This is a genomic window from Chryseobacterium glaciei, from assembly GCF_001648155.1.
Lineage (GTDB): Bacteria > Bacteroidota > Bacteroidia > Flavobacteriales > Weeksellaceae > Chryseobacterium > Chryseobacterium glaciei.
This window is the reverse complement of the sequence record NZ_CP015199.1, coordinates 584,462-604,629: the sequence shown is the minus strand read 5'-3', so window position 1 is coordinate 604,629 and position 20,168 is coordinate 584,462. Positions and strand designations below refer to the sequence as shown.

Genomic DNA, 20,168 nt, shown 5'->3' with positions numbered 1-20,168 from the left:
AATCGCTCATTTTTTTTGTTTTAAATTGAATTTTAAATATGTTGTTGTTGAATTGATATTTTACATTGTTTTGAGTGTAATTGTTGTTATTTTTCATTAAAATTTAATTTGTTTTGAGTTTTAATTACGGGTAATTAATTATAGTTCATTTTGGTTTGATTTATTTAATGCTTTTTATACATTTGAAATTACTTATACTTATGAAGGTGTATCATGTTTTAATTAAAAACGAAATACACTGTTATGAAAAAATTAATTATTATTTTCGCTTTTGCCTCTTTTTTAGAATTGGGGTCTCAAGTCGGAATAAATACAACAACGCCTACGGCAACGCTTGATATTAATGGCAATTTAAAAGTTAGGGAAACTCCGCAGGTTTTAGCGCTTCCCGGCTATCAGATTATGGCTGTAAATCAAGGGAATTTTGAAGTTGCGAAAGTGGAGCCACAGATGATAGTAGATGCTGCAGCGGCAGTGGCTAACAAGAATACTTCGGTATATTCTGCTGCAAAAAATGGAGGGATTACTTTACTTGGATTGTCTTTGTTTTCAAATTGGAAGCAGATTAACTTTACCTTGTCTGATAAAGGTGTCGGAATTTCTACTTTATTTTCTGAAACTGATTATTCTTATGTTGTACCATCTTCCGGTGTGTATGCTGTAAACTTTTATTTTAGATATGGAAGTGGCTTGCAGGCTTCTCTGTTAACGGGAAATCCTGGTATTGGAATTATTAAAAATTCTGGAGGTATATTTTCAACTTTGGATATTCGGCAGTTTAGCGGTATTAATCTCGGTCTTGCGGCACTCACGGTGTCCGAGTCTGCAATAAGTGCTCTTTATAGCTTACAGGCGGGCGATAAACTTTACTTTGGACTTTCGGGAACAAGTGTTTTAAGTGCCAGTATTTTGGGTTCTACCAGTAATACTTCTTTTCATGTTTATAAAATTTCGAATTGATTGTAATAATTTTCACTTTTTTGTATTCGTTGAGTTTTACTTTTTGTTGAATTTGATTTTAAATAATTCTTCATTGAGTTAATATTTTATATTTATTATAATTTTTGGATTAATTAATTTTAATTCTAAAATTAATTTTTATTTAACGATAATTAATTATTGTTAAGTTTTAATCATAATATTGAAATATTTTTCACATATTTGTAATTACTTACTACTGTGCAGGTGTATAATGTTTTAAAATATTTAAAAACAAAATACACATTTATGCAAAAAAAAATTATTATTCTTGTCCTTGCTTCTTTTATAAGGATGAGCGGGCAGGTCGGAATTAATACGACCAATCCTAAAGGTGTTCTGGATATTGTTTCAACAACATCCGGAGTCATTATTCCAAGGTTGGCTAATCCTGGAACTATCTTGGCTCCTGTTGAAGGTATGATGGTTTATGATACTACCAATAAAAGCTTACGTTATCATGACGGGGTAAGTTGGAGTAGTCTTATCGTGACAAAATTAACAAAACCCAATGAAGGTGTCGTTAAAATTAATGCAGGAGGTGCCGGAGCAGGAACAAAGCCAAATTGGTCTAATGTCTCTGCGAATACAACGCGGCAGGTTACTTATTCGTTGCCATTGGTGTATGCCACTGCGCCTACAACGAGTTGGCCAGAAAATTCGTTGATTTCTGATGTAAGAATTTTTGCTGGAAATCAGTTTCTTGAAAACGGAGTATTGGGGCAGGTTCACCAATGGAGACTTATCGTGAATTATACTAAATCTTCCAATATTTTGAGCCAGGATATCAGGTTTATATTAAGAAATCCTTTGTCGGGTTTCAGATCTGAAATTAGTGGAGTGATTCCATCCGGTAAAACAAGCGGAATTTTGGTATATAATTTTACAACAATTGCAGATGGAATAAGCTTGCCTGCTCCTTTGGGAACTGGCGGTGGATATATTTTAGAGTGGGTGGCTTCGGATGATATTACTACTATTTCTATTGATAGTCTCACACGCATCTCCTTCCATAAAGATTAATCATAAAATATAAATGATATGGATAAAAGCATCTTTTTTGATGCTTTTTTTTTATTTTAGTAACATGAAAGTTTATGTAGTAAGTGGTCTTGGTGCAGATTTTAAAGTCCTTGAAAGACTAGAGTTTCCCGAGCATTGCGAAATTGTTTTTATTGATTGGTTGATTCCTGAAAAAAATGAATCTCTTCCTCTTTATGTAGAAAGAATGGCTGAAAAGGTAGATGTTTCGGAGCCTTTTTGTCTTTTAGGATATTCGTTTGGAGGAATTATTGTTCAGGAGATCAATAAAATAAAGCCGGCTGAAAAAGTAGTTATTTTAGGAAGTATAAAATCGGATAAAGAAAAATCAAAATTTATAAGAACGGGCGAAGTTACTAAGATTCCCAGAGTTCTTCCGTTGAGTCTTTTTAATGACAGGGCTGCGAATGTATATTCTGTGGTCAGAAAGTTATTTGATCCTAAAAATCCCAAAATCCTGCAATATTTCAAAGTTCGAGACCCTTATTATTTAAAATGGTCGGTAGAAAAAGTCTCCGAATGGAAATTTGAGGAAAACCCAAGTGTTATTCAGATATTGGGAGATCGGGATATTGTTTTTCCTGTTAAAAATTCAAAACCGAATTATATTATTAAAGGCGGAACGCATTTATTTCCTGCCACGAAATATAAAGAAGTTTCAAAAGTGTTAAATGAGGTGTTTTTACTTTAAAAATTACATTTAGTTTAATTTAATGTAAAATTTATAGGGGTTGTATATTTTAATTTATGTTTTAATGAAATTAATTATTACTTTTGAAGGGGTTAAATTAAAATTTCATGAAAGTAGGGTTAAAATGGATTGTCTCATTTACCACCATTGCTCTTATTGCAATAGGCGGTTTATTTTGGAGTCCAATCGTTGATTTTCCAAATAACGGAGAATTCTTAGGCGAAGATAAAATCGTTGGTGCCGATGTAGCCTGGATTTTGGCGGCGGCAGGTCTTGTTTTGCTTATGACTCCAGGTTTATCATTTTTCTACGGCGGAATGGTTGGTAAGAAAAATGTAATTTCTACAATGCTTCAAAGTTTTATCGCGTTGGGTGTAATTTCCATTCTTTGGGTGGTTGTTGGCTTTTCTTTATCTTTTGGAGATTCTTTAGGCTTTGAAATTAATGGGGTACATTATGGCATTATCGGAAATCCGTTAAGCTATCCTTTTTTCAGTCGTGTAGGAGTTTTGCCTCATAAAATGATGGCTTCTACGATACCTTTTGTGCTTTTTGCATTGTTTCAGATGAAGTTTGCAGTGATTACTCCGGCTTTGATCACGGGGTCATTTGCAGAAAGAGTACGTTTTATTTCCTATTTACTATTCATGGTGCTTTTCAGTATTTTCATCTATGCACCACTTTGTCATATGGTTTGGCATCCGGAAGGACTTTTAAATAAATATTTTGGAGTTAAAGATTTCGCGGGCGGAACGGTCGTTCACATGAGTGCCGGATTTGCCGCTTTGGCTGGAGCGATTGTTTTAGGTAACAGGAAAAATCCGCATCATGAGCCTTCAAATATTCCTTTCGTTCTTCTGGGCACCGGAATGCTATGGTTCGGATGGTTCGGTTTTAATGCAGGTTCTGCTTTGGCTGCCAATGCAACTGCTGCGACTGCTTTTGGAACAACAACAATCGCTTCCGCATCAGCAATGATGACATGGATATTTTTTGACAGAATCAATGGGCGAAGTGTTTCTGCTTTGGGAGCTTGTATAGGCGCAGTCGTTGGACTTGTCGCAATTACTCCCGGATGTGGCTTTGTCTCTATCGCAGAAAGCCTTTTCATAGGTTTTATTTCGGCTATAGTTTCTAATGTAATGTTGAATTGGAAAGCTTTAAAAAAGATCGACGACACGTTAGATGTTTTCGCCTGTCATGGGGTAGGAGGTATCATGGGAATGATTTTAACGGCAATATTTGCGCATGGCGAAAATGCGAGTCTTCTTCATGGCGGTTTTGAAGTTTTTGCACATCATATGATGGCGTTGGTTTTGGTTTCAATATTTGCGTTTTTTGGATCATTGCTATTATATAAAATCACAGACAGTATTATTACGTTGAGAGTTTCGGAAGAAGCTGAAGATATGGGACTTGATCTTTCTCAACACGAAGAAAGTATTTGCTGAAAAGGTGAAAGGTGAATTGTGAATTGTGAATTGTCAATAGTGAATTTTGCTTCGCAAGTGAATTTTAAAAATTGACTGTAAAGCAATTGACTTATTCACAATTGACATCTTGAAAATAATCATATTGCGTTCATATAGTTTTAATTTGAAAGCCGGAGTTGATTTTTCATCTCCGGCTTTTGCTTTTCGATTTATGGTGTATCTTTGTGTTTAGGAAAAAATGATGAATCATTTATATGGAATCAATATCGGTTTTTGAGATTATTAAAGTAGGAATAGGTCCGTCAAGTTCGCATACGATGGGACCTTGGAATGCAGCGTCTGCATTTATCAGGATTATTAAGAGGGAAAAATCAATTGCTGAGGTGAAGGAAGTTTTTCTTGAATTTTTCGGTTCATTAGCTAAAACGGGAATCGGTCACGGTACTGATATTGCCGGAATGCTTGGTTTGAATGGCGAAGATTTTAAGACAATCAATACGTCAAAAATTGATGAAAAAATAGGAGAAATAAAAGATACTCAGATCTTAAATCTGGGAGGTGAAAAGAAAATTCCATTTATTTACGGGCATCATTTGGTTTTAAATATGCAGAAATCTCTTGATTTTCATCCAAACGGAATGATTTTCAAAGCTATTTTTGAAGACGGAACCGAGCTTGTTCAGGATTTTTATTCTGTTGGAGGAGGTTTTATCGCAAGTCAGGAAAAAAACTCGATAGAAAAGCAGTGTGTACGTACTTTGTATCCTTGTCATAAAGCTGCAGATATTGTAAAATACTGTGATAAATTAGGCTTTAGCAAGATGTCAGATTTAATTTTAATTAATGAAGAAAGCTGGAGAACTCAGGAAGAAACAAGAGCTGAAGCACTTTACATTTGGAAGCAGATTAAAGAATGTATCTATAAAGGCGTAAACAAAGAAGGCATTCTCCCTGGTGGACTGAATGTTACCAGAAGAGCTGCCGGAATCAACAGAAAATTATTAGGTGAAGATAAGATTTATAAAAATAAGGATGAATGGTTCCAAATGGTTATAGATGCCGAAGAAAACTTTACCAATATCAATAAATGGATTGCGTGTTTTGCATTGGCTGTAAATGAAGAAAATGCAGCTTTTGGAAGGATAATTACAGCTCCTACCAACGGAGCGAGTGGGGTTATTCCTGCTGTGTTAATCTATTCTCAGGCTTTTACGCCATTCAATAGTGAAGACGATATTGCAAGATTTTTATTGGTTGCAGGAGAAATCGGAACATTATTCAAAAAAAATGCAACAATTTCCGCAGCAATGGGAGGTTGTCAGGCTGAGGTCGGCGTTTCTTCGGCTATGGCTGCGGCAGGTTTGACGGAAATTCTTGGCGGAAGTGTTGGTCAGGTTTTAATGGCTGCTGAGATTGCAATGGAGCATCATTTAGGTTTAACCTGTGATCCGATCAAAGGGTTGGTACAAATTCCTTGTATTGAAAGAAATACAATGGGCGCTATAAAAGCAATCACAGCAGCAAATATCGCTCTTGAAAGTGATCCTGCAAAAGCAAAGGTAAGTTTAGATCAGGTTGTTCAAACCATGTGGGAAACGGCATTATCAATGAACGATAGATTTAAAGAAACTTCTGAAGGTGGGTTGGCGATTGCTGTAAACGTCCCAGAATGCTAATTATGAATAATAAGTAATTGGTAATGAGTAATATTTCATTACGGATACAAATTCTGATTATGTTTAAAAAACGACTTAGGAAACTTCGGCGTTAAGAAAATTAAAACTTAATCCGTTAAAAAATTCCCACTGTTTGAGCGCGAGATAAAATTTGATAATAAATCTATTTTAAATTCGCGTGAGTTTTGGGGATTTTAGGATTAAATTTTAATTTTTAGCCGAAGTTTCCAGTCTTGACTTTTTGTTTCTTTTGTGTTAAGACAAAAGAAAATAATGCTATTTATCAAGTATTCCTCGTATTTTATTAGCATTAGAAATCAATTCTCCTAAGTATTCATAATTCTCTTTTTCCAAGGCAACTTTGAATTTCCTTAACTGAGAAATATGTTCATTCAAAACATCCAAAACATTTTCTTTGTTTTGTTTAAAGATCGGAACCCACATTTCAGGATGAGATTTTGCTAAACGAACCGTACTCGAAAAACCGGAACTCGCCAATTGAAAAATAGTTTCTTCTTCACGCTCTTTTTCCAATACTGTATTTGCTAAAGCATAAGATGTAATGTGTGAAATATGTGAAATATAAGCGGTGTGAACATCATGAGCTTCTGCATTCATGTAAATCAAATGCATATCAAGACTTTCAACGATTTTTTCAACTAAATGTAAAGCATCTTCTGCAGATTCTTCTTTATTACAAATAACCCCTGCTTTTCCTGAAAAACTTTCTGAAACAGCAGATTTTGGGCCATTATTTTCCGTTCCCCACATTGGGTGAAAGGCTACAAATCTTGAACGTTTTGGGTGATCTTTTACGGCAACAACAATTCCAGCTTTGGTAGAACCGGCATCCATTACGGTTTGGTTTTCTGAAATCAGATCTAAAATATTAGGCAAAATTTTCCTTGCAGAATCTACGGGAATAGCTACGATGATAAGATCAGAATTTTTTATTCCGTATTCAAGATCAACTTTAGCATCAATTATTTTTAAATCTAATGCTTGGTTAAGATGTTCATTATTATTGTCGATTCCATAAATGAAATCTGTAATTCCTTTTTGTCTTAATTTTAAAGCAATCGACCCTCCAATAAGACCTACGCCTATAATACTTATTTTCATCTTTTTAAATTTTAAAATAAAAAACCCCGTCCAAGGACGAGGTTTATGTTATGTTTACAAGAATCCCTATCCCAAATTTGAGGTTAAAATTCTATAATAATATGTTCTTTTGTTTATAATCACAAAGCGAAGGTATAAAATATTTCTTAAAATGTAAATATGATTTTCAGTTAATAATTACAGATTTGTTAAAAATATGTTTTAAAATAAAAATCCCTGGGGTTAACCAGGGATAAAAACTAATAACCATGAAAACTCAAATTAAACATGAGTTGCTTGTCTATATTAAATAATCGTGCCAAAGAGATTAATTTTAATTAAAAATGTCAATTTTTAAGTTGTTTGAAATTAAAATACACAACGGATTATTTAACTGTATTATTTCATTCTGAAGTTATACCATGGACTGCCTACTGTAAATTTAGAAAGCATAAGTTTTTTTTGTCCGTTGGTAAACATATACTTTGCAACATCATCTGTGATGCACATGTAATTCATAGTCATTTCTATAGGTGAATTTGGGCATGTTCCATGACGAGGAAAAGAGGGGTTTCCTTGAACATCAGATGAATGTATTGGTGTGTCTTCCACGCCGTCATCTACGCAGTCTCCGTCTTTATCTCCATTAAAGAGATGGGTAAGACCTAGCCAATGACCTATTTCATGTACTGCTACACGGCCTTTATTGGTAGGAGCAACAACGGTTCCGATGCGACCAAAAGCTTTTGATAATACTACGACTCCATTAATTTTTATATCACCATTGGGATCATCTGCAAAGCCAATTGTTATTGAGTCGTTTTTTAATTTCTCTACGACATGAATGTTTAATTTTGAAGAAGGATCGGTAGAATCTAGCCCTCCTTTGGCGGTTTCCTTCATACCTCCACCTGCATCAGAATTGTCCCATTTGCTCATGTCCATTTTAGCTCTATGGATAGCTGTCAGGACAAACTCTATTCCAACATCTGCTTTTACCCCTGCAAATACTGCAGGTACAGAATTAAAGTCAGAATTTTTAGCATTAAAATCTTCATTCAAAACTGCAATTTGAGATCGTATTTGTTCTTCTGAAATATTCCCTGCTGGTGTTTCATATAGAACATTAACAACAACGGGAATTTTTATTTTTTGAGCATTTGAGTTATCATCTTCTTGCACTGAATTATCTCTATGACAAGAGATTAGAAGGATGAGAATAATTAAAAAACTTTTTTTCATACATTTTTTCTGTAAAAGTAATAAAAGGAAAATGCATGAAAAAAAGTCACTAATTAAAATTATTTATGTCTTAATAAGTTATGTAGTTTATAAATGGATTGTAATTTTTAATTATAGATTTATTTAATATATAAATAAAATAAGACTGAAAATTTTTCTATTTAAAAAAATATTATAAATCAAATTAAGGGTTGGATATGATAAGTGTCGATGGGATATCCGATAACCAAAGGCTTTTCGTGTCAATCAGGCTTTTCCAGCTTTTGCTGCTGATCAACATTAAATCTTGAGAATCCAGAAATTCTTTCTCAATCTTCTTCTCGTTATATAGTGTGATGTGATTGGGTGCAACCTGTTCAATACTTCTGATCAGTTCTTTAACCTCAATATTACTTCTTATCTGTCCTCCGGCATCAAGAATAATGATCTGGGAATTGTTATTATTGATCAATCTTTTCGCATATTCAAGCAAATAAAAATCACTTAAATTAAAAATCGGAACAAAAACTCTGTCGGCAGACTGAAAATCTTTTTCAACCAAAACTCCAACCGGAATATTTGTTTTATCTAATATTTGCAATGTAAAATCGTCAAAAGGAGAGTTGTTGAAGATGTAACCTTTGCCTTTTACGGTATTTAAAAGTTTTTCAGGATTAATAATTTTAGTTGTAAAACCTAATAATCTTCCTAGTAAACTTCCTTCATACATTGATTTTCCCAGCATGATCAAAAGAAGATCATAATTTCCTTTATTCGTAATGTGAGTAAGGTCGTTTTCAATATCTGTTGAAGCTTTGAAAAGGGTAGTTACCTCTAATTGAAGGTCGTGAGAAGTTTCAATAACGTTTTTAAACTGTTCATTTTCATATTCATTGATTTCGTAAGCATGCATTTCGTCTACGGGAGCGATATTCATTGCGGTGATGCTCTTGTTTCCGTTCATTTTATTGGTGAAATCATGCGCCAATTTCAATAATGTACTTCCGGATTCCGGATTGTCGAAAGAAAGGAGAACGCGGTATTTAGTATCGTTTTCATCATGCTTTTCTTCTTCATTTTTTTTAGATTTAAAAGCATAATTAATGAAATCTAAAGCGGGTCCTGTCATAAAAGTGGTGAATAAGGCCATAATAACCATCATTGCAAAGATTTCTGGACTTAAAACTCCCAGATCATATCCAATATTCAGAACAATTAATTCCATCAAACCTCTGGTATTCATTAAGGCTCCGATAGTTAAGCTTTCTTTCCAATTGATTCCGAGGAATTTAGCAGCTAATGCACTTCCAGCGAACTTCCCTAAAACGGCTGTTAGAATAATAAATCCTGTGATAATCCATAAATGACTGTCATTTAATAATCCTATTTGTGTACGAAGTCCCGTAAATACAAAGAATAATGGAAGTAAAAGTACCAATGCAACATCTTCTACCTTGTCGATAAACATGGTACGGAATTTTGCATTTTCAGGCATAATTGCTCCTGCCATAAAAGCTCCGAATAAAGCATGAATACCGATAACTTCTGTTGCGTATGCAGAAAGAATTAATGTAAGAAAGAAAATAGCGACCATCGGTTTGTTGATGGTGTTTTTTCCAGCCTGCAAATCTCCGATTCTTTTAAGGAATGGTCGTACAATTTTAATCATTAAAAATACATAACCAATCGCCATGATAATCACGTAGATAGAACTTGCAAAAGATCCTGCCTTTACAATAGCAATTACGGCTGCCAAAATACACCAAGCTGTAATATCATCGGCTGCAGCGCAGGTAATTACGATGGTTCCCAGTTTTGTCTTTTGAAGATTTCTCTCCTGAACAATCCTCGCCAATACCGGAAATGCAGTGATACTCATTGCTATCGCGATAAATAAAGCAAAGGAAGTGAACTGAATTCCGTCCGGAGCAAATTCTTTATAAATAAAATATGAAAGTCCGATTCCTAATGCAAATGGAATAATAATACTTGCGTGACTGATTACGACAGCATCGTGAGCTTTTTTTCTTAAAACGCTCAAATCCAGCTCCATTCCAACAATATACATGAAAAGGATTAGTCCTATCTGACTCAAAAACTGTAAGTTACCCAATGATTCTTTAGGAAAAAGAAATGTTGAAAATTCAGGAAAATACATTCCTAAAAGTGATGGCCCTAACACAATACCTGCAATCATTTCTCCAATTACGGTAGGTTGTTTTATTTTCATACAGATCCATCCGAATAATCTTGCGACAAGAATTATGGTGACGATCTGTGCCAATAATAAAGCCAGCGGATGATGCAGATTGGTCTTAAAAGACTCTATAAAGTTTTCCCAAGTAGAGCCCGTGCTAGTTTTTACGACAATATTTTCTCCAGCTTCCAATGTTTGTCCTTCTATAATGAAGTAGTACATCAAACAAGAGAAAACGGCAATTGTAACAACGTAAAAAATTAGATTTCTATACTTCCCCAAATTCATAATTCCAATATTTAAATGCAAAGTTGATAAGAATAAAGTTATCTTAAATACTATTCTTTTTAAAATGTAATAAATGTCCTCAATAATGTAATGAAAAGTTATTTGAAAGAATAGCCAAGACCTATTCCCATTTTCCAGGAGCCGTTTTCTGTCGCTGTTTTAGAGTTATAATAAACCGGAAGCTGCAGTGCAAATTTTCTATAAATGACCGTAAGACCTGCTCCTAAATTTGGTGTAATTGCACTGTTTTTAGTTCCCGGAGATTTATCGTTTTTAATTCTTAATGAAGGAAGCATTCCCAGAATGAATTTAACGTCTTTGTGGGTTAAGCTGATATTTGGCCCTGTAAAATTGATAAAAGCTCCATGATCTACATATCCGGCCACTGCCACTCCGTCAAAAAAAGTTGCCTTTATTTTAGGAACTGATTCCTGAGAAAAACAAAGTCCGGACATGAGAATTCCACAAGCATAAAGAAGTTTTTTCATTATCAAATCATTTAATCAAGGCGCTAAAGTACGTTGACTAAATATTTTAAATAAAGGTGATGTAATGAAATGGATTAAATCTGTAATGAAATAGAAAACGTATGAAAAATCTACTTTCCAAACATCTCTAATAATGAATTTTTATAAGTGTCTCCGATTTGAAGTTTGATGAAATTTTCTCCGTCTACAGATATTGATGTAATGATTTCGTTGGTAGAAAATATTTTAATGGAAGATAATGCGATGATCTCTTTTTTATTGACCTGAGCGAAATCTTTCGTTGGAAGCATTTCCAGAAGTGATTTAAAACTAAGATTTTTAAGAACGATAGTTGTCCCGTCATTCAGAATAATGTCTTTGTCTCGGCTGTCGATTTCTGATGTTTTGATGTAAGCGATCTGTTCTGTGAATAGGATAGTTTTTCCGATGTTGGTATTCCATTCGATGAAATCCTTTTTTTGTGGTGCCGAAACCAATTCTTTAGCTTTTTCAAAAGCCTGGATCAACCTTTCTTTTTTGATTGGTTTTCTTACATAATCCACCACATTTAAATCAAATGCTTCTGCTGCATATTCTTTATAAGCGGTTGTGAAGATGATTTTTTTTGAATCTGAAATGAGTTCTGCAACCTGAAGGCCTGTCATTCCCGGCATTTCAATGTCTAAAATGCAGAGATTGCAATCGAGATTATCAATTTCGTTCAGAAAAATTTTAGGATCGTTGAATGCTTTTACAACTTCTACATTCTCAATTTGTTCGCATAGAAGTTTTAAATAGCTGATTGCCAGTAATTCATCATCAAGAATAACGCATTTTATCATAGAATTCACCTAAATTAATTACTAATTCGGCTGTGAAGATACCGTTTTTTGAACTTTTAGTAAGCTGATAATAATTGTTGTAGATCATTTTTAATCTTTGATCTAAAGACTGACTTCCAAATCCGCTTTTCTCTTTTTCCAACACGTTTTTTAAGGAAGCTTTATTGCTTACTTTCATGGTGAAAATTCGGTCTTCCAATTCTAATTGAATGGAAATAAATGAATCCTGTGCTAAGAAATCGGTATGTTTAAAAGCGTTTTCAATAAGATCAACAGAAATTAATGGTGCGAAAACTTTTTCTTCAAAAAGCTCATCCGATTTATCAATTTTGGATTTAATTCTAAAGTCAAAAAGTGGATTTATTTTTATTTTATTGATTTCAATTAAACTTAAGGCAAAGGTTAACTCTTCTTTTGGACTGACGAATTTGTTGTTGCTTTCGTATAAAATATAATCCAGAACATTCGCCAACTTATCCAACGACATATACGTTTGATAGGCATGAGACTGAACAGAATTAAGAATGTTTTTAAACAAATGCGGATTCAGTTTTGTACCAATATGCTCCAACTGAACTTCGTTTAATCTTTGTTCGATTATTTTATTAGCTTCTGAAAGTTTAGCATTTCGAATCTTAAATTTCTGATTCTGACTGAATAAATAAATACCCACCGTTAAAAAAAAGAAAATAGCAAAAACTCCAATGAATATCAGATAATCATGAATCATGTAGTAATTGCCTTCCATTTTATGGTAAGTTTTTATTTAACGCAAAGTTAATGAAAGATATATTAAACTTTAAGAAAGCGAAGACGCTCTGCTTCGCGAAGCATTTATGCCTTTATTATCTTAAATTTTGGTGTCAATACTTATTCTTTGCGTTTAAAAATTATATTATTTAAGTTTTTTCAGGCTATTCAGCGTTACAATTTCCTCACATTTTTCAAATGTAACCTCGTAAGTAGGATTGTCTTTTGGGTAAACCAATACGTAGTCCGGACAAGGTTTTTTCTGAGCATGACTTTTGTCAAAATCTACCTTACCATTGGTGATGATTTCATCTTTTAAGAATTTCTCGTTGATTTTGTAAGTGCTCATTTCGCTTTTGGCGCTGTCAGAATACTTAAAATCTTTAGAAAGAGTTTCTGCAATTACACGGCTGTTGGGTAAATAACCGCTGCAGCTTGCTCCTTTTTTGTTTAATATAAAAAATACAAGAATCAGTCCTGGAATAAGACCAATCATATAAAACTTAAGCTTTTTCATTAGAAAATTAAAAGATTGATATCGTGATAAGTAAGTCCGAAACGATCGCAGATTACTTTTTTAGTATGTCTTCCTTTGTACATATATAAACTCTGCTTCATCTCATTTTTCCGGGTCAGCATGTTTTCAAAACCGCCTTCTTCGTCGTAATTTAAAATGTAAGAAAGGAAAAAGTTTGAGATCGCTTTTGTAGTGGTTCTCGGCATTTTTGAGGTCAGGTTCGGAAGTCCGCAATGGATTACACCATGTTTGATAATGTAAGGATTTTCCATTGTTGTAAGCTCAGAAGTTTCAATTACTTTTCCGTTATCGATGGTGATATCGATGATGACGCTGCCTTTTTTCATCTTCATAATCATGTCTTCGGTAACGATCGGCTGCATATTTAACCTTGGAAGAGCTCCGATAACTACGTCTGCACGTCTTAATGCTTTGCTTAATTCCTTTGGATCAATGATCGAGGTAGGAACTCGGCTGTCAACAATACTGTGAAGTCTTCTTAATTTAGATAAAGAATTATCGAAAACTCTTACACTTGCGCCAAGACCGATGGCTGCTTTGGTTGCAAATTCACCAACGATTCCTGCTCCTAAAATAAGAACTTCGGAAGGTCGAACTCCTGTGATTCCACCTAACATTAAGCCATTTGATAGAGCTAATAATTCGGAAGCGTATAAAATAGAAACGGTTCCTGCAATTTCGCCTATTAATCGTACCAATGCCAGTTGCTTGTATTCATCAACGATAAATTCAAACGCGATGGCGTTGATTTTTTTCTCGGCTAATTTTATGAAATAATCTTTCTCTCTTAAATTAATTTGAAGCGCCGAAACCAAATAAGTGTTGGGCTTCATAAAATCAATCTCGTCTTCTGTAGGAGGGTTGATTTTCAGAATAAGATCCTGTGAAAAAGCTTCTTTGGGATCGTTCGTTATTTTTGCTCCGGATTCAGAATATTGTAGGTCTGTAAAAAATGAACCTTGTCCAGCTCCGGCTTCAATAATGATCTCGTGGCCGTGCTCTACCAATACCTGTACTGCATCGGGTGTGATGCATGTTCTTCTTTCGTGAAGACAGGTTTCTTTAGGAATTCCAATACTGAATTGTTTTCCTTTTTTAATAACCTCCAATTTTTCCTCTTGCGGCATTAATTCTTCCTCAGTAAATGGAGTAAAAATATTTGTAGTACTCATTCTTTAAACTCAATTATGTCTTACAGATAATTATTTTGCTGTTGATTGATGAAGCAAAGATACATAATATTTAGTCGAATGTAACTTCTCGGTGTTCGCCCGTATTGTTAATGCTCATTGTGTGGTACTTGAGTCCGTAAAGTTCATCTTCGTACACTTCTGGCCATTCAATAATGCATAAAAAAGCGTTGTCGAGGTATTCTTCGATGCCAATATCATAGACTTCTTCAATGTTTTTTAAGCGATAAAGGTCAAAATGAAAAATTTTTCCTTTGGGTGTATTGTATTCATTGACAATAGAATAAGTAGGAGAGTTGACTTCATCCTGACTTCCCAAATTTTTAAGCAAAAACTGGGTAAAAGTAGTTTTTCCTGCTCCCAAATTTCCTTTTAATAAGAAGATGTTATGTTGTAGTTGCGGTATTATTTGATCTACAACTCCCTGCCAGTCTTCTAATTTATTGATAATAACTTCCATTTTTAATGAATGATTTACTATAATTAATGTTCAAAAATAAGTAAAATAAAACTTGAAAAGACATTGTGAAAAAGGTAATGTTTTTAGTATTGCGATTTATGCTAAAAACAAAAAGCGAGAACTTTGAAATTCTCGCTTCCATAAATTAACTATAAAAAAAATTATTGTTTTATTAAACTAAATGCTTTGACTATAATGTTTCGGCTATCTTTTATAATTAAACGGTAAAACCCGGAAGGTTTATCTGAAAAAGGAATGGTTAAAACTTTTTCTGATGTAGTGGTTTTATGTATTAATTGTCCTAAAGTATTGATGATTTCTACATGATAATTATTTTTAACGGGACCAAAATCAATATTTAATTTATTTTTAACCGGATTAGGGTAAATGTAAATCATACTGCCGTTATTATTTGTTCTGGTTACGCCTAATGTTGAATTCAGAGATGGAGTAGCTCCGGTAATATTGTAAGCTCCTAGAGAAGCATAACTTGTGTATCCCGTATCTACGGTTCCGTCTCCGATGCCTGTGATGGCTAAATAGTAATTTCCTGCATTAAGATTGGTATTGATGGTAATTGGAGCACTTAGATTGGAAGGAGTTCCTTTATAAGTGCCTATTAATTCGTTTTTGCTATCATATAATGATGCTTTTAAAAGTAAATTACTATGTCTTTCTGTGGTTTGTATATTTAAAATAATATTTCCTCCGGCGGTATTGAATTGAAACAGGTCAACATCGTCAGTATGATCAATAACACCTTTATTTTCTGCTGATCCGGATAGATTTAAAGTCGTTGCCGTGCTGATGGTACTCCCATGAATATCCGCTCTGTATCCGACATTATTTGTTGTATTCGTAATTATAGTAAGATCATCTTGATGATTTGTGGCGTTTGTGTAATCGCCTTTGCTCCATTGTGTTATGCTTTTGTAATAGCTTGCTCCCATGATCGGTGCCCAGTCTCCATGTCCGCTGTAATAAGCGTATTGACCCTGTCCATCATGGTTTAATCCTAAGGTATGACCTAATTCATGAGAAGCGATTTCGCCTATAATCTTCCCTGAAGTTCCAGCTCCTGAAGTAAATGCCCAACATGGCAGATCGCTGTTGGAAGAAAAACTGTTGATAAGAGCAATCCCGGCACCTCCCGGAGATGCAACGTCTGTAGGCGTAATAATACATCTTCTTTTTTTGTTTTGCGGATAACTATTAAAGACCTCTTCATCTGTTGTCACATTTAAGTTGAACGGACGATAATCTTCTGCCGTAATTTCCCAGGCTTCCAGAATTTGATCATCTGTCATGCCAGAAGGTGCTGCATTAATAGCATTTCCTCCATTCCAGCCACTGCCGGCGGGGACGGTATGTCCATTGAAATCTAATAACAGACATCCTGCCGCTCCCGGAAAGCTCTGAAGAGTTGACGTATTAACATTTTTAGCTTCTTTGATGGAATGGTTTGACACTTTTTCTGTATTGAAAATCGAAGTTTTAATAAAATCGACACACATCATCTTATTGATGTCGATTTCTTTTATAAAAGCATCTCCTTTATTGTTAGAATAATAGGAATAGGCTTTTTTGTCTTTTAAAAAAAATATCCTTCCATCTAGTTTTTTGTTTTTTAGAATAATGCTAAAACTTCCTGCATCTTTACCCAATATTTCTCCTTCCAGATGGATTTCCGAAGCGGATTTTTCTTGTTGATAATTTACTTTTGCATCCAATGTTTCAGAATTTGATACCATCAGTTTTATTTCTTGGTTATCTTTAGGTGTTTTGGATAATTGTGCTTCGATTTGTCTTAAAAATTCGCTGCTTGTTCCCAAAGGATAGGGATTTTGTTTTTCTGTACTTGTTTGGGCATAATTATTACCTGTTGTAATAAAATAAATAATTACGAATACCCAACTTTTTAAGGTTTGATTTTTTTTCATCTTTTTTGATTTATGATTAATAATTAAGGCTCGGATAAATCAATTAATTTGTGTTTTGTTTTTATATTAATGTTATAAATAAACGTTTATGTTTAAAATATTATAATTAAATTTAGGTATAATAGCTATTTTATGTTTACTTAATTGATATATAATGGAAATGATTCATATTTATATTATTAATAAAGTCTATTGATTTTTGAGATTGGGATTGGTTTTTTCAATAATAATGAGCTTTTTGTAAGGATTTTTTGACAATAGAAATTTAGAATTATAGCTAAACTGTCTGTGGATTTTGTACTAAGAATAAAAAACTTATTGCTTATTTTTACACCATGATTTCTAAACAGACCATAGATAAAATATTTTCCACGATCAGAGTAGAAGAGATCGTGGGCGAATATGTGCAGTTGAAGAGGGCAGGGTCTAATTATAAAGGGCTGAGCCCGTTTCATGAAGAAAAAACACCAAGTTTTGTAGTTTCGGCAAGTAAGCAGATCTGGAAAGATTTTTCAAGCGGACAAGGAGGGACAGCAATCTCTTTTTTAATGGAAATCGAAAATTTCACTTATCCGGAAGCACTTCGCCATGCGGCAAAAAAATACGGGATCGAAATTGAAGAAGATCAGCGTGAATATTCAGAAGAAGCAAAAAATGCCCAATCTGAAAGAGATTTACTCTATAAAATTCATGAAATTGCTAATGAATATTATCAGAATTTTCTTTGGGAAGTTGATGAAGGAAGATCAATTGGTTTAGCCTATTTCAAAGAGCGCGAACTAAAGGATGATATTATCAAAAAATTCCAATTGGGATATTCTCCTGAAAAGAAAAATGCTTTCACGGCTTTTGCTTTAGATAAAGGTTATTCAAAAGAAATTTTAGAAAAATCCGGACTTTCCATTTTCCCTGAAAATTCTCCTGCAGGAATCGACCGTTTCCGTGAAAGAGTAATTTTCCCAATCCACAGTTTTTCAGGCAGAGTTCTTGGTTTTGGAGCCAGAATCCTTAGAAATAATGTCAAAACAGCGAAATATCTCAACTCGCCAGAAACAGAAATTTATCATAAATCAAATGTTCTTTATGGTTTAAACCAAGGAAAACAGGCGATTTCAAGAAAAAATATCTGTCTTTTGGTAGAAGGATATATGGATGTGATTTCACTTCATATGTCGGGTATCGAAAATGTTGTGGCAAGTTCTGGAACTTCTTTAACGACCGAGCAAATCAAGCTTATCAAAAGACTGACGGAAAACGTTACCATTCTTTTTGATGGAGATAATGCCGGAATTAAAGCCAGTTTCCGAAGCATCGATATGTTGCTGACAGAAGGCATGAATATTCGTGTTCTCTTGTTCCCAGAAGGTGATGATCCCGATTCTTTTGCAAGAAAACATCCGCAGGATTATGTAGAAAAATTCATCGAAAATGAAGCGATGGATTTTATTGATTTTAAAGCAGAAATTCTTCTAAAAGATGCAGGAAGTGATCCGATTAAGAAAGCGGATGCCATCAGAAACATCGTAAAATCAGTTTCTTTTGTTCAGAATGCGCTTAAGAGGGAGGTTTATTTAAAGGAAGTTTCCAATAAATTTGGATTGTCTGAGCAGAGTTTGTTTAATGAATTGGATGTTCAGAGACAGGTTACGCAAAATCAGACGCAGCATGTTCAGCAACAGAAAGAACAGAAGCCTACAAAGCTAGAAATTGTTCCGAAACCTGAAAAGGAAATAGATTCCGTTCAATTTAATATCCTTCATCAGGAAAATAAGTTGATTGATACGATGTTGATGTTCGGTGACGTAGTTCTTCACAGAGAAAATGAAAAGAATGAAGAATATGAAGTAACGGTAATTGAGGAAATTCTTAATCATTTTGAGGAAGAACAATACGAATTTCAGATCGAAACCAATCAAAAGATCATCAGTAGCATTAAAGAAGGTATTGAGCATGATGAATTAAGATCAGGAAGCTTTTTTATCACTTTAATGGACGCTGATATTACCTTAAAAGTAGCAGACGCGCTGATGAATCCAAATGAATTAAGCGATTGGACGACCAGAAATATTTTCCCGCCAAATATGGGAGATCATATCGCGGAAGAGGTGGAAAATAACATTTTAATTCACAAATATTATTACATTCACGTTATCATCAAGCAGACAACTGCCGATCTTGAAAGTTATCGTGACACAGATCAGGAGAAATATTTCGATTCTATCAAGAAAATTATGATGCTTAATGACTTTTCGAAGCAGATTATTGATAAATTAGGTTGGTCGCCTGTGACAAAAAGTCCTATAAAATTTTAGGAACAAAAGTTGTAATTTAAATCTCAAATAAATTTAAAATAATACCAATAGAAATATGGACATTAAAAAAGAATTCAGAGATTTCTCTGTAAAGCATTTAGGAAATAGCGGTCTTGTTACCGATCAGTATATGGGAATGTATGGGCCAACCAATCTTACACCGTACATCATGGAAGAAAGAAGAATGAACGTAGCTCAGATGGACGTTTTTTCTCGTTTGATGATGGACAGAATTATCTTCCTGGGAACAGGAATTGATGATCAGGTGGCGAATATTGTTACTGCACAGCTTTTGTTCTTGGAGAGTTCAGATCCTTCAAAAGACATCCAGATTTACATCAACTCTCCTGGAGGAAGTGTATATGCTGGGTTAGGAATTTATGACACCATGCAGATCATTAAGCCTGATGTAGCAACAATCTGTACAGGTATTGCTGCTTCAATGGGAGCTGTATTGTTGGTTGCAGGGGAAAAAGGGAAGCGTTCTGCGTTGAAGCATTCAAGAGTAATGATTCACCAGCCTTCAGGAGGTGCACAAGGTGTTGCTTCTGATATGGAGATCAACTTAAGAGAAATGTTGAAGCTGAAAAAAGAATTATATGACATTATTTCTGAACATTCTGGTCAAACCTACGAATGGGTAGAAAAAGCGTCAGATAGAGATTACTGGATGACTTCTACCGAAGCGAAAGAATTCGGAATGGTAGATGAGGTTTTACAGAGAGCAACTAAAGAAAAGAAATAATTTTCTTTAAAAGGATAATTAAGAGAAACGCGTCAATTTTGGCGCGTTTTTCGTTTTATATGCATGTAGTTTGTCATTCTGACGAAGGAAGAATCTAAATAATCAATCATTACTTATTACCAATTACTCATTTTCAGGAGCTTCATCCAGCTATCCACTATTACTCCTCGCGCCATTTCTTTCCCAACGCTTGCTGTGGGGTAACCGTTTCTATCTGGGCTAGGGTTTTTGTCGTCATTACAAAATTCGGTCATTGCGACAAACGAAAAAGATTTAAAACAGATTTATCATTCCATTC

General features: G+C 34.2%; 17 protein-coding genes. 7 read left to right on the top strand and 10 right to left on the bottom strand.

All coding sequences use genetic code 11. The features are described 5' to 3' along the window. Positions 1–243: 243 nt before the first annotated feature. The 5 genes from A0O34_RS02645 to A0O34_RS02625 all read left to right on the top strand — a co-directional run bounded on the left by A0O34_RS02645 (position 244) and on the right by A0O34_RS02625 (position 5,819). Positions 244–960, top strand: a complete 717-nt coding sequence (locus tag A0O34_RS02645) for a hypothetical protein (protein WP_066750909.1) — start codon at positions 244–246, stop codon at positions 958–960. Between the two features lie 267 nt (positions 961–1,227). Continuing rightward, positions 1,228–2,001: a hypothetical protein gene (locus tag A0O34_RS02640; RefSeq protein ID WP_157885934.1), complete on the top strand. Its 774-nt coding sequence runs from the start codon at positions 1,228–1,230 to the stop codon at positions 1,999–2,001. Between the two features lie 64 nt (positions 2,002–2,065). After that, entirely contained in the window at positions 2,066–2,710 is a 645-nt protein-coding gene (locus A0O34_RS02635; protein WP_066750907.1) for an alpha/beta hydrolase, read from the top strand. A 107-nt stretch (positions 2,711–2,817) separates the two neighbouring features. After that, positions 2,818–4,161 carry an ammonium transporter gene (locus tag A0O34_RS02630; protein WP_066750906.1) on the top strand — a complete coding sequence of 448 codons (1,344 nt, stop codon included), beginning with the start codon at positions 2,818–2,820 and terminating at the stop codon, positions 4,159–4,161. Between the two features lie 236 nt (positions 4,162–4,397). Further along, a complete protein-coding gene (locus A0O34_RS02625; protein ID WP_066750905.1) occupies positions 4,398–5,819 on the top strand; it encodes an L-serine ammonia-lyase in 1,422 nt (473 codons plus the stop codon). A 276-nt stretch (positions 5,820–6,095) separates the two neighbouring features. On the opposite strand, the gene A0O34_RS02620 is transcribed toward A0O34_RS02625, so the two are convergent. From A0O34_RS02620 to A0O34_RS02575, 10 genes are all read right to left on the bottom strand, one after another. Next, the gene (locus A0O34_RS02620; RefSeq protein ID WP_066750904.1) at positions 6,096–6,941 is read right to left on the bottom strand and encodes a prephenate dehydrogenase; all 846 of its coding nucleotides are present in this window, start codon (positions 6,939–6,941) and stop codon (positions 6,096–6,098) included. 378 nt (positions 6,942–7,319) lie between these two features. Continuing rightward, positions 7,320–8,102 carry a M43 family zinc metalloprotease gene (locus tag A0O34_RS02615; RefSeq protein ID WP_157885933.1) on the bottom strand — a complete coding sequence of 261 codons (783 nt, stop codon included), beginning with the start codon at positions 8,100–8,102 and terminating at the stop codon, positions 7,320–7,322. 244 nt (positions 8,103–8,346) lie between these two features. After that, a complete protein-coding gene (locus tag A0O34_RS02610) occupies positions 8,347–10,620 on the bottom strand; it encodes a cation:proton antiporter (RefSeq protein WP_082891236.1) in 2,274 nt (757 codons plus the stop codon). Between the two features lie 104 nt (positions 10,621–10,724). Beyond that, complete coding sequence (locus tag A0O34_RS02605) at positions 10,725–11,114, bottom strand: hypothetical protein (protein WP_066750901.1); 390 nt, start codon at positions 11,112–11,114, stop codon at positions 10,725–10,727. Positions 11,115–11,224: 110 nt separating this feature from the next. Then, positions 11,225–11,935, bottom strand: coding sequence for a LytR/AlgR family response regulator transcription factor (locus A0O34_RS02600; protein WP_185097272.1), 711 nt, complete (start codon positions 11,933–11,935; stop codon positions 11,225–11,227). Beyond that, on the bottom strand, positions 11,913–12,683 hold the full coding sequence (locus tag A0O34_RS02595) for a histidine kinase (protein ID WP_082891083.1): 771 nt from the start codon (positions 12,681–12,683) through the stop codon (positions 11,913–11,915). The genes A0O34_RS02600 and A0O34_RS02595 overlap by 23 nt, the downstream gene beginning before the upstream one ends. Before the next feature lie 147 nt (positions 12,684–12,830). Continuing rightward, a complete protein-coding gene (locus A0O34_RS02590) occupies positions 12,831–13,202 on the bottom strand; it encodes a hypothetical protein (protein WP_066750899.1) in 372 nt (123 codons plus the stop codon). Further along, positions 13,202–14,395 carry an alanine dehydrogenase gene (locus tag A0O34_RS02585; protein WP_066750898.1) on the bottom strand — a complete coding sequence of 398 codons (1,194 nt, stop codon included), beginning with the start codon at positions 14,393–14,395 and terminating at the stop codon, positions 13,202–13,204. Before A0O34_RS02585 ends, A0O34_RS02590 begins: the two co-directional genes overlap by 1 nt. 70 nt (positions 14,396–14,465) lie before the next feature. Next, entirely contained in the window at positions 14,466–14,873 is a 408-nt protein-coding gene (gene tsaE, locus A0O34_RS02580) for a tRNA (adenosine(37)-N6)-threonylcarbamoyltransferase complex ATPase subunit type 1 TsaE (protein WP_066750897.1), read from the bottom strand. Between the two features lie 161 nt (positions 14,874–15,034). Beyond that, on the bottom strand, positions 15,035–16,813 hold the full coding sequence (locus A0O34_RS02575) for a T9SS type A sorting domain-containing protein (RefSeq protein ID WP_066750896.1): 1,779 nt from the start codon (positions 16,811–16,813) through the stop codon (positions 15,035–15,037). Positions 16,814–17,148: 335 nt separating this feature from the next. On the opposite strand from A0O34_RS02575, the gene dnaG reads away from it, so the two are divergent. After that, positions 17,149–19,125 carry a DNA primase gene (gene dnaG, locus A0O34_RS02570; RefSeq protein ID WP_066750895.1) on the top strand — a complete coding sequence of 659 codons (1,977 nt, stop codon included), beginning with the start codon at positions 17,149–17,151 and terminating at the stop codon, positions 19,123–19,125. 55 nt (positions 19,126–19,180) lie between these two features. Then, a complete protein-coding gene (clpP, locus tag A0O34_RS02565; protein ID WP_066750894.1) occupies positions 19,181–19,870 on the top strand; it encodes an ATP-dependent Clp endopeptidase proteolytic subunit ClpP in 690 nt (229 codons plus the stop codon). Positions 19,871–20,168 lie beyond the last annotated feature (298 nt).